The 15,578-nt window shown below is 52.9% G+C and carries 16 protein-coding genes; 8 read left to right on the top strand and 8 right to left on the bottom strand.

Annotated features, from left to right (window positions below; translation table 11 throughout):
* The first annotated feature begins 314 nt into the window (after positions 1-314).
* Positions 315-1,322, top strand: a complete 1,008-nt coding sequence (locus tag NK662_RS04510; RefSeq protein ID WP_254758026.1) for a DUF3231 family protein — start codon at positions 315-317, stop codon at positions 1,320-1,322.
* 30 nt (positions 1,323-1,352) lie between these two features.
* Here the strand turns inward: NK662_RS04510 and NK662_RS04515 are convergent, their stop codons facing one another.
* From NK662_RS04515 to gloA2, 4 genes are all read right to left on the bottom strand, one after another.
* Complete coding sequence (locus NK662_RS04515) at positions 1,353-1,736, bottom strand: hypothetical protein (RefSeq protein ID WP_254757714.1); 384 nt, start codon at positions 1,734-1,736, stop codon at positions 1,353-1,355.
* Between the two features lie 18 nt (positions 1,737-1,754).
* Positions 1,755-2,333 (bottom strand): TetR/AcrR family transcriptional regulator, encoded by a 579-nt coding sequence (locus NK662_RS04520; RefSeq protein ID WP_254757715.1) that lies wholly within the window; start codon positions 2,331-2,333, stop codon positions 1,755-1,757.
* Positions 2,334-2,509: 176 nt separating this feature from the next.
* Complete coding sequence (tagU, locus tag NK662_RS04525; protein ID WP_254757716.1) at positions 2,510-3,445, bottom strand: polyisoprenyl-teichoic acid--peptidoglycan teichoic acid transferase TagU; 936 nt, start codon at positions 3,443-3,445, stop codon at positions 2,510-2,512.
* Positions 3,446-3,563: 118 nt separating this feature from the next.
* Positions 3,564-3,950 carry an SMU1112c/YaeR family gloxylase I-like metalloprotein gene (gene gloA2, locus NK662_RS04530; protein WP_254757717.1) on the bottom strand — a complete coding sequence of 129 codons (387 nt, stop codon included), beginning with the start codon at positions 3,948-3,950 and terminating at the stop codon, positions 3,564-3,566.
* Between the two features lie 167 nt (positions 3,951-4,117).
* Between gloA2 and NK662_RS04535 the strand changes: the two genes are divergently transcribed.
* From NK662_RS04535 to NK662_RS04550, 4 genes are all read left to right on the top strand, one after another.
* A complete protein-coding gene (locus tag NK662_RS04535; RefSeq protein WP_254757718.1) occupies positions 4,118-5,299 on the top strand; it encodes a phospholipase D-like domain-containing protein in 1,182 nt (393 codons plus the stop codon).
* A gap of 55 nt (positions 5,300-5,354) precedes the next feature.
* On the top strand, positions 5,355-6,335 hold the full coding sequence (locus NK662_RS04540) for a DUF3231 family protein (RefSeq protein ID WP_254757719.1): 981 nt from the start codon (positions 5,355-5,357) through the stop codon (positions 6,333-6,335).
* A gap of 166 nt (positions 6,336-6,501) precedes the next feature.
* Positions 6,502-6,780: a hypothetical protein gene (locus NK662_RS04545; RefSeq protein WP_254757720.1), complete on the top strand. Its 279-nt coding sequence runs from the start codon at positions 6,502-6,504 to the stop codon at positions 6,778-6,780.
* Positions 6,781-6,905: 125 nt separating this feature from the next.
* Positions 6,906-9,431: a putative bifunctional diguanylate cyclase/phosphodiesterase gene (locus tag NK662_RS04550; protein WP_254757721.1), complete on the top strand. Its 2,526-nt coding sequence runs from the start codon at positions 6,906-6,908 to the stop codon at positions 9,429-9,431.
* Positions 9,432-9,482: 51 nt separating this feature from the next.
* Here NK662_RS04550 and NK662_RS04555 read toward each other — a convergent pair whose 3' ends face one another.
* Together NK662_RS04555 and NK662_RS04560 are read right to left on the bottom strand one after the other, a co-directional pair.
* The gene (locus NK662_RS04555) at positions 9,483-9,755 is read right to left on the bottom strand and encodes an ArsR/SmtB family transcription factor (RefSeq protein WP_254757722.1); all 273 of its coding nucleotides are present in this window, start codon (positions 9,753-9,755) and stop codon (positions 9,483-9,485) included.
* A 210-nt stretch (positions 9,756-9,965) separates the two neighbouring features.
* Positions 9,966-10,238 (bottom strand): ArsR/SmtB family transcription factor, encoded by a 273-nt coding sequence (locus NK662_RS04560; protein WP_254757723.1) that lies wholly within the window; start codon positions 10,236-10,238, stop codon positions 9,966-9,968.
* A gap of 361 nt (positions 10,239-10,599) precedes the next feature.
* Between NK662_RS04560 and NK662_RS04565 the strand changes: the two genes are divergently transcribed.
* Positions 10,600-11,586 carry an SGNH/GDSL hydrolase family protein gene (locus NK662_RS04565; RefSeq protein ID WP_254757724.1) on the top strand — a complete coding sequence of 329 codons (987 nt, stop codon included), beginning with the start codon at positions 10,600-10,602 and terminating at the stop codon, positions 11,584-11,586.
* 58 nt (positions 11,587-11,644) lie between these two features.
* Positions 11,645-12,478 carry an aminoglycoside 6-adenylyltransferase gene (locus tag NK662_RS04570; RefSeq protein WP_254757725.1) on the top strand — a complete coding sequence of 278 codons (834 nt, stop codon included), beginning with the start codon at positions 11,645-11,647 and terminating at the stop codon, positions 12,476-12,478.
* A gap of 15 nt (positions 12,479-12,493) precedes the next feature.
* On the opposite strand, the gene NK662_RS04575 is transcribed toward NK662_RS04570, so the two are convergent.
* Positions 12,494-13,204: a hypothetical protein gene (locus NK662_RS04575; RefSeq protein WP_254757726.1), complete on the bottom strand. Its 711-nt coding sequence runs from the start codon at positions 13,202-13,204 to the stop codon at positions 12,494-12,496.
* Positions 13,205-13,474: 270 nt separating this feature from the next.
* Here NK662_RS04575 and NK662_RS04580 point away from each other — a divergent pair, with 270 nt between their 5' ends.
* Positions 13,475-14,365, top strand: coding sequence for an acetamidase/formamidase family protein (locus NK662_RS04580; RefSeq protein ID WP_254757727.1), 891 nt, complete (start codon positions 13,475-13,477; stop codon positions 14,363-14,365).
* Between the two features lie 209 nt (positions 14,366-14,574).
* Here NK662_RS04580 and NK662_RS04585 read toward each other — a convergent pair whose 3' ends face one another.
* Entirely contained in the window at positions 14,575-15,543 is a 969-nt protein-coding gene (locus NK662_RS04585; RefSeq protein ID WP_254757728.1) for a nuclease-related domain-containing protein, read from the bottom strand.
* Between the last annotated feature and the right edge of the window lie 35 nt (positions 15,544-15,578).

Genomic DNA, 15,578 nt, shown 5'->3' on the forward strand with positions numbered 1-15,578 from the left:
CCAACCGACAACAATTACAAATACATTATAAAAAGAGAGCCTTCCTCTATTTTATCGTCTTACTCAGAATTATAAGTAATTCTTATTTAATAATCAATATTATTATAAACAAATAATTTTATAGAATTTATTATATATATTTTGATTTTATATATATAAAGGTAAGGTTTTTCGCAGCTGCGCCGGGGCAAAAAGATATTCTGCGATAGGATGATTCTTCCGTATGTTCCAATTCATGAATATAAAAAGAATAAGTTCCCCAAAAACGTGAATATTAAATTGGAAGAAACCTACAGGGAGCGATCAATGTGGATATGAAGCACACTGCCGGACTGACTGCCGCTGAACTCGGCATCATCTGGAACCTATACATCGCCAATACAATGGGCGTGTGCCTGTACCGGCATTTTCTCAAGCATGCGGAAGATCCGGATGTCCATGCCTGCCTCCGGGATGCCCTCAAGCTCAGCACAGACAATGTCAAACAAGTAACGGAGCTCTATCATCGCGAGCAGCTTGCACCCCCGCTGGGCTTCGGAGATGAGGATGTAAGGCTGGATGCCCCGCGTTTGTTTTCCGATGCATACTGCCTGCAGCAGCTCGACATGATGCTGAAGCTTGGCAGCATCTACTACACCATTTCTCTTCCGGGCACCTCACGCTTGGATGTGCGTGAGCTTGTGACCGGCATGATATTCTCCACCATCCAGCTGTCCAACCGCGTGATAGAGGTTTTGCTGGAAAAAGGAATGTATGTACGGCCGCCTTATATCCCCATGCCGCAGGGAGTGGAATTTGTCCAAAAGCAGAGCTTCTTTAACGGCTTCTTCGGTGATAAGCGCCCGCTGCTCGGCATTGAAGTCGGACAAATTTTCTCCAACGTCTATTTTAATGTCACCAAAAGCGTGATGCTCATGGGCTTCAGTCAAGTTGCCGAAGACCGGAAGCTGCGGGAGTATTTCCTCCGGGGAAAAGAGATTAATAAAAAGCAAATCACAGTGATGAACAGCTTCCTGGTCAAGGAGGATTTGCCGCCAATTGTGCCGCAGGACTATGTCGTAACGCAATCCACGACGCCGCCCTATTCCGACCGGCTGATGCTGTTTCTCGTCACGAATCTGTCGTCAGCCAAAATCCGCAATTTCGGCGACTCCATCGCTGTCAGCCCGCGACATGACCTTGGCGCTTGCTATGGCCGCCTCATTGTGGAAACGGGCAATTTTGCAGAAGACGGGGGCAACATGCTGATTGAGCGCGGCTGGATGGAACGGCCGCCTCATACCCCGGATCGGAACCGCCTTTCCAAAGAAGGCACACCTTAGAAGGAGATGCTCACACGCATCTCTTTCTGCTTACTGCCGTTCGTCCCCGGCCTCCCGCAGATACTCCAGCAGGTCAGCCGCATTCTTCTCGCCATCCTTCACGCGCTCCATCCAGTCATACACCCATTGCTTGCCGTACACCTTGCTCAGAATCTCTTCCGGTACCGCTTCCCCAAGCAGCTCGAACAGCTCCATGCCGCCGATGCCCGGCTGCTGCAGACGGCTGTACTGCTCATCGTAGAATATGCTTTTCCCAATCAAGTAGGCAATGAGCTCCTCCTCCGACTTCTCCTCCAGTGCATCCCCGTAGAAAAAATCGCCGGACAAGTAATAGCCGATGCCCTTCAGCTGTTTGTCCATATGCTGCAATCGTTGATTCTGCCACTGTATCTCCGCAAGCAATTGTCGCCTCATACCCATTTCCCCCATTCTCTATATGGCTCCCCGGCTCTCGGCCAGGCCGAACAATAACACATCTACAATGAGCTTCGCCTGCTGCTTGGCCCGTTCCGGTTCGCTCAGGCCTGAATCCGGAAACTTCGGCAGCATATTTAAAAACAGATAGGCCGCGTTGCGGGCATCCGTCACGGCCCGGAGCTCCCCGTGCCGCACTCCTTCGGCAAACATGGCCGCAATCGGATCCAGAAAGGTTCTCCTCCATTCCGCATCCAGCTCCTGCTTGGCGGCCGGGTCCAATTCCTTTTGCATATCATAGAACATTTGAATCGAGTTTTCCGGCTGACTGGCGAGCAGGTAGCGGGCCGTCTCAAACAGCCGGTCCCATGTACGGGTGCAGGTATCGGCAATCTGCTTCAACGCTGCCTCTGTCCGCTTCAATACCGTTCGCAGCACCTCCACGTAGAGCTCCTGCTTATTTGCGAAATGATGATACAAGGCCGGCTGCGTCAGCCCGCAGACTTCGGCAATCTGCCTGGTGGATACAGCCCGGTAGCCCTGCTCCATAAACAAATCATGGGCCGTTCCCACAATGAGCTCCCGCGTTTCTGCCATAACGCCTGCCTCCCAGCTTATCAGTTGATAAGCTAATCGTAATATGCTTCCCATATGCAGTCAACAAGAAAAGCGAAACCGGCTGTTCAGCCCACCGAAGGGAGGTTCTCTTGGTCCATGCAGCAGAGGATCAGCCACCCAAAAAAAGGCTGCCTCAAACGAGACAGCCTTCCTGCTTATTGCTTTACAGCCACCTTGGACGCACCCAAACTCAGGTGCTCGCGCAGCTTATCGGAGTAGCTCTGGCGCACTGCATCACTTACCATATAATAATAGATTTGATTCATCATCCGGCCTTGGCCTTCAATCATATCCTGATCGGCATTCAGGCGGCAATCCTTGTAGTGCTGCACAACGCTCAGCATGTCCTGCTGCGTCAGATTCGTTCGCACGTGAGAACCCACAGCCTGCAGCATAGCGCCCAGGTTCGCCAAAGAGCCGATGTTCGCACCCTTCTGAACAATGCCAAGCATAACCTGGCGCTGTCTCGCCTGGCGTCCGAAGTCGCCATTCGGGTCTTCCTTCCGCATCCGGGTATAGGCAAGCGCCTGATCGCCGTTCAGATGCAGACCGCCTTCATTGAACGTATACGCACCTGATTTGAATGCGAAGTTATTGGTTACCTCAATGCCGCCGACGGCATCCACAACATCCTTGAAGCCTTCCATATTCACTTCCACATAATAATCAACAGGCACATTCAGAAAATTCTCTACGGTGTTGACTGCCATATCCGGACCGCCAAAGGCGTAGGCATGGTTGATCTTATCCATAGTGCCTTTTCCGACAATCTCTGTATAGGTGTCACGCGGAATACTTGTCGTAATCATGGATTGCTTAGCCGGATTCAAGGTGACCAGCATCAGCGAATCAGAACGCCCCGCATCATTTTCACGCTTGTCCACACCCATCATCAGAATGGAGATTGGCTTCCCATCGCTCAGGCTTGCGGGCTGATTGCGCTTTGGCGAAACGTCCCGGTCCAGCGGCTGGTTCACTTCCTTCACCGTCTTCGACACCTGCGTATACAGAGTGAACGCGTACGCCCCTATGCACAGCACAAGGAAGCCTGCGACTCCCAGTACCCAATACAGCACTTTTTTCTTCTTCATGTCTTACTCCTCTGCCTTCTTTCAATTTTACAGTACATTTCCATCCAGATTTTATTATGCTGAAAATCTGCTGGACTCGCAACCTACTAATTTATAAAAATACAAAAAGCCCCTCGCTTCACTGCTCGTACAGCTCCAGCGGCAAACCGTCCGGGTCCCGGAAAAAGGTGACCTGCTTCCCGGTGAGCGGGTCGAGCCGAATGTCCTCTGCCGCCACCCCGTGTGCAGCCAACTGCCGGACCGCCTCTTCCACATTCTCCACCGCAAACGCCAGATGGCGCAATCCTCTTGCCTCAGGCCCGTCCACACGCGGCGGCGGGTCCGGAAACGAGAACAGCTCAATTTGATACAGCCCGCCAACGGCAAGGTCCAGCTTATAAGACTGCCGCTCCTCCCGATACGTTTCAGCTGCAATCTCCAGGCCCAGCACCTCTGTGTAGAAGCGCTTGGACACCTCATAATCCGAACAAATAATGGCTATATGGTGCAATCTGTTCAGCTTCATGTCTCTCCATCCCTCCCCAGCCGGATATAAACCCACATTCTAATATATAAACCACATTATACCATAAAAGCCTTATATCCCTTATATTCCGACAAAATAATCCTTCTCATACATAGGCACACCACAATGACACAAGCTAACAAAAACGAAAAAAGGAGAGGCATAAGATGAAGAAAGCGGCCGCTGTCCTGTTGCTTTTGGCGCTTGGCGCTGTCTTCTTCATAGCCTGTGGGGGCCGACACGCAAGAGAACAGCTTCCCATGCGCTATCCCATGCGGCATGGCGACATCGACATATATACAAGCGGACGGGAGCTGTACAAGCAGCTGTTTTCCGATATTGCCGGAGCCAGGCAATCTGTTCATATCAGCTTCTTCTCCATCGGAAGGGATCAGGTCAGCAGGCAATTTCTGCAGCTGCTGCGGCAAAAAAGCCGGGAAGGTGTGCCCGTCTACTATGCCGTTGACCTCATGGGCGGAATTCTGCTGCCTCCGGCGGAGCAACGGGCTTTGCGGAAAGCCGGGGTCCATTTTGCCTTTTACAACAAACCGGGATTTCCGTATCTCCTTTCCTCCATTGAGCACCGCAACCACCGGCGGATTGCCTTGATTGATGGGAAAATCGGCTACACAGGCGGACTCAATATCGGCAAGAAGTACCTAGGGGAGAAGAAGCGGATTGGCCGCTGGCGGGATTATCATGTGCGGGTGCAGGGCGGAATTGTGCAGGATTTCGAGCGGCAATTCACCGCGGACTGGCGGGAGAATACGGGAGAGGAGTTGCAGCAGGAAGATGCTGCCGCAGGCGGTGCAGCACAAATGCAGCTGACTGCCTACAGCGGCAAGCGGCTGGCGGATGACTATGCCGCCCTCTTCCGGAAGGCCCGCTCCTCCATCACGCTCATCAGCCCCTACTTAATCCCAAACAACGAGGGGCTCTGGGCTGCGCTTGCCGATGCCTGCAAACGCCATGTGACAGTCCGCATCGTTTGGTCGCCGCATTCCGATGCCCTCCTGGTGGAGCAAGCCGCCTATCCTTATATCCGGAAAGCGCTGCGGCTTGGAATAGAGGTATACGCCTACAAGGGCGGAGTGGACCATGGCAAGCTGCTGCTGATTGACCGGCAGCTGCTGGCGGTGGGGACCGTGAATTTGGACTCGCGCTCCCTGCATGTGAATGATGAGCTGAACCTGTACATTCACGATGCAGCCAGCATTCAGCGTGTGCTTCCGCTGGTTCAGGAGGATATCGCGCAGTCGCGGCGGCTGCGGCTGCGCGATGTCACCGGACTCCCCTTGCATGAGCGCTTTCTGGAGCAGCTTGCCCGCATGGCCGAGTATTATTTATAAGCACACATAGAACTCCCCCAAAATGTACATCGTATGCATGAAGGAGTGATGCCATTTGAGTACAAATCATGAAAAATTGACAAGTGCGGAGCTGGCCAATACGTGGCTTACATATATGAACATGTCAGCACTGCATTGCTTGACTGACGCTTTTCTGCAGCATGTGCTGGACGAGCAGGTTAAGGGGCTGCTGCTGGAATGCCGGGAGCTTTCGCAGGACGCGGAGAGCCTGCTGAAGGACATTTTTCATAAGGAGGACATTCCCGTTCCGCAGGGCTTCTCCCCGGAAACCGATGTCAGCACGGAATCGCAGCGCCTGTACACCGACTTATTCTACTTAAACTTCCTGCTGCAAAAATCCAAGCTCCTTGCCATGGACTATCAGCGGATGCTGCTGCAGGCAACCCGGGAAGACGTTATTGAATTGTACGAGGGCTTATTACATGAAGCGCACGCTCTGTTTAGACGGGCCACGCATGTCATGCTGCGGAAAGGGGTCCATCCGACCCCTCCGGCGCTCCCGTATCCGGCAAGCCGCAGACACGTGGAGCACCAAAGCTTCACAACCGGGTTTCTGCACCCGCGCCGGCCGCTTCTTGCCATCGAGGTGTCGCAGCTCTTTGTCGCCCTGACACACAATCAGCTCGGAAAAGACTTTCTCAGTGGGCTCTATGGCGTAACAGCTGACAAAGACATTCAAAAGCACATCAGCCGCGGCATCAAGCTGTCCAAGGCTGTGATGGAGGATGTCCGGGAAAAGCTTGAGGAGGATGGCATTGAGGTTCAGCTACAGGAGGAACAGCTGCAGGCAGGCTCAGCTGCCGCTTCACTGTCAGACCGCCTCATCCTTTGCATGGTCTCCGGTATTGCCAACGCAGGTATGTCAGAATATGGATTCTCCATGTCTGTTTCCATGCGCCGCGATCTGGGGGCACTATACGCCGGCTTCGTCACAAAAGCAGCTGCTTATGGAGAAGACGGCTTGAACCTGCTCATTGAACGCGGCTGGCTGGAGCAGCCTCCCATGTCCCGATGATGCAGGAACCTGACAAAAGCTGCGCTTTTTTTCAGAACAAGTGCAGCTTTTTCTTTCCAAAGGTTAGTTTACATTGTAAAATAACCTACAGACATACAGTAATTCAAATAGATGTATATTTTATTAATAAATATAAAGCGTATGCCCACGAAAGGAGCCTCTCCCTATGAAACCACCGGTTCACAAACAAGAACAATCCGGACTGATTGCTGAATTTCTGCACAGCCCATTCTGTTCTTGGCATCCCTTTACTGCAGACGGCAGACGAAAAATGTCTCTCCACATCTATACGAAGCCGTTTCGGCGCTATGAATATGCCAGCACCTCTTACTTCACTTCCCAGCAGGATGCCCAAGTCTTTCTGGACACACGCGGACAGGCTTGCTATGGTGTGCTTGAGATTCCGGACAACCCTGTCCGCTCCTTGCTGTATGCTTCCAATTAACAGGAATGGCCGCTGAAAAATTGGAAACAATCTTCCCTGCCAGCCTCATTATTATTCTGATATATTTAACTATATATAATTTCAATAATATGGGGTGAATATACATTTGGCAGAGGAGGATTTTCATGTCGATACGTAATAGAGTCTCGTGGCTGTTCACGGGACTTGTTGCATGTATTTTAATTTGTAACAACGCTCTCCATCTGTACTGGCTGAAGGATATACTGCTCGGCAAGGAACGGCAGGAGCTCCGCCTCATTTCCAATACGGTGGCCTACCAAATTCAGCAGGCAGATGCCGGGGCGCTCTATGTGGAGGGCCTGCTTGGGGAACACCTTCGCACGGCCTCCATCGCAGCCCGCCTGGCGCTCCCTCCCAAAGCCGCCGATATTTCAAACAGGCAGCTGCAGGGATTGGCCCACTTGCTTGGCGTGGATGAAATTACTCTGTTCCAGCCCACACCTGACGGCAAGGAAGTCGTGGGTGTGAAATCCACTGATGAGAAGGAGATTGGCCTGACAACCGGAGAGTGGGGATTTTGGAATGACGCCTTCTTGCAGCTCATGCGCCGTGAGCCGATTACGGTCGGCAAAGGGCAGGTGCTGCCCTCCTATTGGAGCGGCCCCATTGAAATTGCCGCCAGCGACCCGGACCATGTGGATAAGTACGGCTATTACTTTGACGGCGCCACAGACTATATGATCAACCCCTTTATGCGCGATGCCAGGGTCCTCACCTATGAACGGCAGTTCGGCCCGTCCAAAATCTTGGAGCAAATTCAGCAAAGCACGGAAGGCGTGCTCGATATTACGGTGTTCAACCCGGACACCTTCGGCAAATCGGACGTGGCTGTCCAGACAAACGGCAATACGTACACGCGCCTGAAGGATGCCCCCGTGGTTGCCGGCTCTTACTGGTTCCCGAAGAAGCAGAAGGACATGTTGGCAATCCGGCAGGCCGTCAAGGCCAAACAGCCTGCCGAATACCGGGCTGACATCGCCAAGCGGGACATTTTAAAAATGTTTTACCCGATTCAGGTGGATGGAAATGCCTACGTTGTCGCCATTTCCTTCGATTATGGAGTGATTGAGAAGGAGCTGCTGAAGCAGCTGAACCATTACCTGGGACTGTCGCTGCTCATTCTGCTCGGCATTATCCCGTTTGCCCGCTTCTTCGCCGCATCTCTTACAAATCCGATGCAGCGCATCGTGAGAAAGGTGAATGAAATTGCCTCCGGCCGCTTTGGCGAGCGCATATACGTGAAGGGCAAAAATGAGATCACCGTGCTGGCCAACAGCGTCAACATGATGAGCACGAATTTGCAGGCATTTACGGAGGAGCTGCGGCAGAAGCAGGAGCTGATTGAGCATCAAGCCAACCATGACCCGCTGACAAATCTGCCAAACCGGCGCTATATGCAGGCTTACGTGAATGACCTGTTGAATCAGGCACAGCATACAGCTGAAACGGTGGCCCTGTTCTTCGTGGACATTGATAACTTCAAGCTTGTCAATGATGTGCAGGGCCACAATGTCGGCGACGAGCTCATCCAAATTCTCGGCGCCCGCCTGCGCAGCTGCCTGCCGGAGCATGTCTTCATCGCCCGCCAAGGCGGCGACGAGTTCATTCTCGCAGCCGGCGGCATCACGTCCCACGAGCAGGTTCACGAATTGGCGGATCAAGTGCTGCGCTGCCTGCAGGTTCCATTTGTCCTCGACGAGCGGGAGCTGCTTGTGCAGGTCAGCATCGGCGGCAGCCTGTTCAGCGAGCATGCCAACACACTGGAGTCGCTCATCCGGTTCGCCGATATTGCCATGTACGATGCCAAGAAGCAGGGCGGAAATCAATTTGTCATGTACGGCATGGCCCATAGTGCAGTGGAGGAAGAGCTGGCGCTGCAGGATAAGCTGGCGCACGCCATTGAAAAGAAAACACTGGACGTGTACTTCCAGCCGAAGGTCAGCCTGCAGCATGGCGGCATTACCGGAGCAGAGGTGCTTGTCCGCTGGTTTGATCCGGATATGGGCTTTATCTCGCCAATTACCTTCATTCCGATTGCGGAGAAGACAGGACTGATTTCCCAGCTGTGGGAGGTTGTCATGGAGAAGGCCTGCCGGCATGTGCAGGAATGGCGGCAGCTTGGCTATGAGGTGCCGATTGCGGTGAACTTCTCTGCCGGCCAATTTGCAGACATAGAGAACATGACGGAGCGGCTGCAGAGCATCCTGGCAGCCTATGGCATTCCGGCCGGCCAATTTGAAATGGAAATTACGGAAAGCGCCCTGATGGAGCAGGGAACCACAGAAGCGCTGCATCGCATCAAGACGCTTGGCATTTCTATTTCAGTGGATGACTTCGGCACCGGCTACTCCTCCCTCAGCTATCTGGATTCGTTCCCGCTTGATACGCTGAAGGTCGACCGTTCCTTCATCGACGGCATTGAAGAGAATGAACGGAAGCGCCAAATTGCCGAACTGATCGTCAGTCTGGCAAAGCGGCTGGAGCTGAAGGTGGTCGCAGAAGGCGTAGAAACAGAGGGACAGCGGCAGCTGCTGCAGGAATGGCAATGTGACGAAATGCAGGGCTATCTGTTCAGCAAGCCGCTGCAGGCACAAGATTTGCTGCAGCTTTTGCAAAATCACAGCAGCTGAAAAACCTGGCATCGTCCAGGTTTTTCTTTTTTTAAGAGGCAACGTGTGTCTTTAGAGAAACACCTTCAGCGTTTCACGGATCCGGTCATTCAGGATTTCATAGTAAATCTCGAGGCCATGCCGCGTTCCCTTTACAACCCTGCCGCTTTTCAGCCGATTTAAATGAAGGCTGACCGTGGATTGCGGCAAATCCAATGCGGTATAAATCGTTGTTACATTTGCATTCCCCTGCTTCAGCAGCAATGCTGCGATAGCCAGGCGGATGGGGTGTCCCATCGCTTTCAAAACCTCCGCCTTCTCAACATATTCATCAGTCTGTATCATCCTCTTTCCCCCCGTCAAGTTCTATAGAAAGAACATTCATCTGTATATAACCTTGTACTTCATATATCCGTACTGCACTTAGATTCATTATAAAGAACTATATGTTTTCTGTAAATATCAAATTATAAGGATGTAAGGAATTTATGAGTTTGCCTCTGCGGAACCATCACAAAACAGCCCTGCAGTTCCGTGCAGGGCTGTCTTTCTTGCTTACAAAAATACATTCAATGTGTCGCGCACGTGCTGGTCCGCCAGCTCATAATAAATCTCCAGGCCATGTCTGGTTCCCTTAACAACACCGCCGCTCTTCAGCCGATTCAAATGGAGGCTGACTGTAGACTGCGGCAAATCCAACGTCGTGTGGATGGTCGTCACGTTCACACTGCCCCGCTTCAGCAGCAAAGCTGCAATGGCCAGGCGGATCGGGTGCCCCAGTGACTTCAGAATTTCAGACTTCAATGTATAATCCTTAATTTCAATCATACCGCTGCTCCTCTTTTACATCGTTAATAAAATATACAAGAATTATAATAATCTTGACATGCTGCATTTGATATTCAGTATGTATCAGTTCCTCTGCTTTTATACTGCAAGGGATGCAAATTCTCATACCTTTCTATATAGAAAGGAGATATTCATATGTTGTTCATTATATCGAACATCCATATAACTGTAAACCACTAACACAAAACCTTTTTTGCTGATAGAAACCCTTATTATATCAGCTATGGCTCTATTAACATCCTATATTACAAAAGTATCCATAAATGGTAGTCCTTTTTCAAGAACAAATGTTATACTATTTATGAGGTTATCACTCTATTTGAAATAAGGGGGAAATGAAATGGGGAAAAAGTCTTGGATTTCAGGCATGGCACTGGCTCTTTCACTTACGGTGTTCGGGTCAGGCTTTGCGAGTGCGGCAAGCAATCAGCCGGTGAAGGCGGAAGGCATCTCCTACGTTGCGCTTGGCGACTCATTGGCCGCCGGGCAAACGCCTTATGGCGAGAGAACAGGGACAGGCTATGCAGATATGCTGGCCGGCAAGATTGACAAGGCCGGTTATCTGGGAAGCTGGACAAAGCGCTATGCCTACTCCGGTGCCACATCAGGAGGCGTCCTGGGACAAGCAGCTGCTGCAAGAGACGAACTGAAGAAGGCGGATGTTGTAACCGTCCATGCCGGCGCCAATGATTTGCTTGGGTATGTGCTCCCAATTTTAACGGCAGCCCTTGCAACCGGCACACAGCCGGCTGTGAATCCAGCGGAAATCATGAGCCGGGTTCAGACAGCCGGCATGAACATCGCTGCGACCGTCCAAACCATTAAGCAAGCAAACCCGGAGGCAAAGGTTCTCGTCATCGGCTACTACAACGCGCTTCCTTACCTGCCGGAGTCCATCCAGCAAAGCAGCACACTCCCTATTATCAACACACTCAACACAGCCATTCAACGTGCTGCAGAAGCTTCCGGCGCCACATACGTGGACATTTCCGCCGCCTTTGCGGCCAACCCGTTCGCCTACCTGCCAAACCCGGAAGACATCCATCCAAATCTGGATGGCTACCAAGCTATTACGGGCGTGCTTTGGAGCAAGGTGCAGCCAGCGCTGCCAGCTTTAAAGGCCAGCCATATTCTCGGACAGGCAGAGGCCTTGCCGCTTGACACAAGCCGCGGCGTGGCAAACGCCCTTGTTCTGGCCATGCAGGCACAGCAAATCATCCGGGCGCTTCCTGCTTCTCCAGAGAAGACGCATTTGACAGCGCGCTTGGACTCCCTTTTTGATACAATAGAAGCAGCACGGCTGCACAAGCAGCATCGGGCCGGCTAAAGCATGGAAGGAACGGCGTATGTGCCGTTCTTTTCTTTTGAATAGGAGGTTATGCTTCATGCGCACAGAGCAAGACATGATGAACTTGATTTTGTCCACGGCACGGGAGGATGAGCGGATCCGCGCTGTGATCCTTGGCGGCTCCCGCACCAATCCGGATGCCCCGAAGGATCAGTTTCAGGATTACGATATCATTTATATTGTCCGGGACATTGATTCCTTCACCGCCGACCACAGCTGGGTGGACCGCTTTGGGCCGCGCATCATGATGCAGATGCCGGAAGCGAAGGTGCTGCCACCGGCTGACAACACCGGGCATTTCATCTATCTGATGCAGTTTCAGGACGGCAATCGCATTGATTTGACTCTCATGCCCGAGGGCCGGCTGCTGCAACTCGACAGCCTGAACGTCCTGCTGCTCGATAAGGACGGCAGCATTCCGCCGCTGCAGGCGCCAAGCAACCGGGATTACCTCGTGAAACCGCCCTCAGCTCAGCAGTTCGCCGACATCTGCAATGAATTCTGGTGGATTTGCCTGAACATCAGCAAGGGCCTCTGGCGCCGCGAGCTTCCCTATGCGATGTTCATGTACGAGCAGATCAACCGCAATGTGCTCCTCACAATGCTGAATTGGTCCGTCGGGGTGCGCACGGATTTTACCGTCAGCACCGGCAAGGCCGGCAAGTATTTGGAACGCTATCTCACCCCGGAGGAATGGCGGGAATTCACAGCGACTTATACGGATGCAGACTATGAGCACATATGGCAGGCCCTGTTTGGCATGTGCGACTTATTCCGCAAGCAGGCTGTCTTTGTCGCGGAGCATTTTGGCTTTGCCTATCCGCATGAGGATGATGCGCGCGTCATGGCTTACATGAAAAGAACCCCCTGACACAGGGGGTTTTGTTCATACCGGCAGCACTTCCCGCTTGGCGAATACATGTCCGCCCTCAGCCGCCTGCTGCTCCTCCAGTTCCTCTTGTAAAAAGGCCAGCACATACTGTGTGCCCTGCTGCAGAGAGTGCCGGATTTCCTTTACCTCGGCGACGGCGCCCACATACTTTTCCTTCTCGGCCGTTACGTCAAGCTTGCCGTTCGGCTGCCGCCCCAGCATCGTATTGCCGATAACCCGCACCTGCTGCCCCGGCTGCGCCGGATGGCTTGGCGGAAGCACAAGCAACGGATGCAGCTCCTGCTCCTCCCGGTAAGCCGCGATTGCCGCCAAGATTTCCTCACGGTGCTTTTCCGCGCCGCGGCCGGACAGCTGGTATCCTTCCCAGCCGAAGTCTGCTGAAGTCTGCCCGCGCTTAATGGCTGCCGTCACACTCACATTCCGGCCCTTCACATGATAGCCGCCCAGCTCATGCGGGCTGATTTCCAGCTGAAGCACCGGCTGCTGCGCCGCAAAACCAGCCTCCTCCAGCAACGCCAAAATCTCCGCCTTATACTTCTTGGCGCCTTTGCCTGACAGGTCCACATACAGACTGCCATCCTTGGCCTGCTTCCGCACAGCCGTTACCTGAATGCCTTTGCCCTTCGCTTCGTAGCAATCCTCGCCCACCTGCCGCAATGCCACCAGCTCCTGCTTGATGACTGCTGTTCGAACGTCCTTTTTCATCCTATCATCTCCCTGCAACATCATACCTGTATACAGTTCGATCCTTATCCAAAAAATTCCTTGTTACAGCAGCTTCCATATCAAGTAGCCTACGGCGATCCAAAAGGGCAGCACCAGCAGCAAGCCCCAGGCACACCCTTTGGCAAAGCTTTTTTTCTCTGTCATCACATTCGCCTCGCTAACTCATTTGCTTCTTATTGTATCCTAATTCAGGATGGTATTGAATCGTCAAGAATATTCAGATAACATAGAAGAAAAGGGGGGTAAGATATGACAGTATTTACACGCGAAGCATGCATGTACGCATTCAGCAAAACAAATGAACCGATCGCAACAGTAGCATCCGGTTCCACCATTTCTTTGGAAACCTACGATTGTTTTACCAATCAGCTCCGCCATACGGAGGAGTTTCAGACACTGGACTGGAACGCCATTAACCCGGCAACCGGTCCTGTCTACATACAAGATGCCGCACCGGGCGACATTTTGCGGGTGAAAATCGAGCGGATTGAGTTCGCCCCTGAAGGAGTCATGACGGTCGGGCCGGGCCTTGGTGTCCTTGGCGACCGCCTGCCGCATAATGTGGCCCGTCCTTTCGCGATTGAGGATGGCCATGTCGTCTTCAACGAGAATCTGCGCATTCCGCTGAACCCGATGATCGGCGTCATCGGTGTGGCCCCGGCTGGCGAAGCCGTTTCCTGCGGCACACCGGGCGCGCACGGCGGCAACATGGACAACAAGATGATTACTGAAGGCGCTACTCTGTACTTCCCAGTCTTCGTGGAAGGCGCGCTCTTTGGACTGGGCGACCTGCACGCGGCGATGGGCGACGGCGAAATCGGCGTCTCCGGCGTCGAAGTGGCCGGCAAGGTCACTGTCACACTGGACGTTATGAAAGGACAAAGCATCCCGAGCCCGATGCTGGAAACGGACACAGAGCTTGTCACGATTGCATCCGCACCAACGCTCGATGAAGCCGTCCGCCTCTCTGTCGAACAGATGGCCGACTACCTCCACCCGCGCGTGGACCTGCCGCTGGCCGAGCTCATCATGGCGCTCAGCGCTGCCGGCCAGACGCAAATCTGCCAAGTTGTCGACCCGCTCATGACGGCCCGCTTCGTTGTATCCAAATCACTCTTCCAATTGGGTGCTGCATTCTAACAGGCCGGGGGGATCCCCGGCCTGTTTTTGTTTTTTAAAATGGAGGACTATATCGGACAATCTGCTGCTCTTTCCTACAATTCAGCGGGGCTTTCCTACAATTCAGCTAGATTCCCGACACTCACTCGTTCTTTCCTACAATTCGCGCGCCTCTTCCTACAATTCAACGAGGCTTTCCCACAATTCAAGCTACCTTTCCTACAATTCAGCTAAATTCCAGACATTCCCGCGCCTATCTGGTACACTCTGCCCCTGCCATTCCCAGTATGCGGGAGCTCCATCTCGTCCAACATCCGCAGCATGAGCCTTTCACATGTAATGCCCAGGAAGCTTCTCAGCTCCTTGTTGCCCGCCTGCGGCTTCAGCAGCAGGGCATAGTCCTGCAGCGATTCATAGTGGGCATCCCTGGACCGATGCCCACAACGCAAGCATCGCCAAATGCGCTTGATCTGTGTCATGCCCATCCGTTTACATTGAGGACAATGCACACCCGCCAGCAGCTCCTGCGGCTGAACCATAAACTTCTCCAGTACCCGGTACGACGCCGGCCGATGCTGTTGGATCAGCCGTTCAGCAAGACCCGTCATATCCCGCTTGGATAACAAGGCCTTTCCCCCGCTCAACCTCTCAATGTGAGGCAGCAGGCCGGCACTCCGAATCACCTTCTCCATTCTGGCATCATGCGGATTTGCCCGGACCAAAGAGCGGTCATTTGTCAGCACAACCAGGTCATGCACCGGCACCTGCTTGCACTCGTGCTGCTGTAGCCAGCGCATAAGCTGCCTCGCCTGCCGATCCACCTGGGAAACAGGATCGCGAAACACCTCCTGCCCATGTTCATTGGAGCGGATCAACTGCTGGAAATCTTGGTCAAATGATAACTCGCCGGAAATATGCTTGACCTCTAGAATGAGCAGCATGGAAGAATGGAGAATCAAGGTGTCCATTTGAAAATAGTAGTCGCGGTCCAACAAGCGAAGATCATGTAAAATGAGGTATTCCTGTTCGGGGAGAAGACGCAGATAGAAATCCAATGAATGTTCGCCGAGATAACCAGCCCGGACCTTGGCCAGCTCTGCCTCCGCTTCCTGCTGCTTCGCATGAGTTGCAGGCAGGCGGCGCATAAATGCTTCCAGGACAAGCAGCTTCAGCGGCTTCGTCCGCTTCTTTTGAATCAAACTCACCACTCCTTTCCCGCACTCCTTCGACGGCC

This window comes from Ectobacillus ponti (assembly GCF_024294785.1).
Classification (GTDB): domain Bacteria; phylum Bacillota; class Bacilli; order Bacillales; family Bacillaceae_G; genus Ectobacillus; species Ectobacillus ponti.

Excerpts from the sequence above, each read along its gene's own strand:
- NK662_RS04555 (WP_254757722.1), bottom strand. The coding sequence starts at position 9,755 with ATGATACAGACTGATGAATATGTTGAGAAGGCGGAGGTTTTGAAAGCG.
- NK662_RS04545 (WP_254757720.1), top strand. The coding sequence starts at position 6,502 with ATGAAACCACCGGTTCACAAACAAGAACAATCCGGACTGATTGCTGAA.
- NK662_RS04520 (WP_254757715.1), bottom strand. The coding sequence starts at position 2,333 with ATGGCAGAAACGCGGGAGCTCATTGTGGGAACGGCCCATGATTTGTTT.
- NK662_RS04570 (WP_254757725.1), top strand. The coding sequence starts at position 11,645 with ATGCGCACAGAGCAAGACATGATGAACTTGATTTTGTCCACGGCACGG.
- NK662_RS04550 (WP_254757721.1), top strand. The coding sequence starts at position 6,906 with ATGTCGATACGTAATAGAGTCTCGTGGCTGTTCACGGGACTTGTTGCA.
- NK662_RS04560 (WP_254757723.1), bottom strand. The coding sequence starts at position 10,238 with ATGATTGAAATTAAGGATTATACATTGAAGTCTGAAATTCTGAAGTCA.
- NK662_RS04535 (WP_254757718.1), top strand. The coding sequence starts at position 4,118 with ATGAAGAAAGCGGCCGCTGTCCTGTTGCTTTTGGCGCTTGGCGCTGTC.
- NK662_RS04565 (WP_254757724.1), top strand. The coding sequence starts at position 10,600 with ATGGGGAAAAAGTCTTGGATTTCAGGCATGGCACTGGCTCTTTCACTT.
- gloA2 (WP_254757717.1), bottom strand. The coding sequence starts at position 3,950 with ATGAAGCTGAACAGATTGCACCATATAGCCATTATTTGTTCGGATTAT.
- tagU (WP_254757716.1), bottom strand. The coding sequence starts at position 3,445 with ATGAAGAAGAAAAAAGTGCTGTATTGGGTACTGGGAGTCGCAGGCTTC.
- NK662_RS04580 (WP_254757727.1), top strand. The coding sequence starts at position 13,475 with ATGACAGTATTTACACGCGAAGCATGCATGTACGCATTCAGCAAAACA.
- NK662_RS04515 (WP_254757714.1), bottom strand. The coding sequence starts at position 1,736 with ATGAGGCGACAATTGCTTGCGGAGATACAGTGGCAGAATCAACGATTG.
- NK662_RS04510 (WP_254758026.1), top strand. The coding sequence starts at position 315 with ATGAAGCACACTGCCGGACTGACTGCCGCTGAACTCGGCATCATCTGG.
- NK662_RS04575 (WP_254757726.1), bottom strand. The coding sequence starts at position 13,204 with ATGAAAAAGGACGTTCGAACAGCAGTCATCAAGCAGGAGCTGGTGGCA.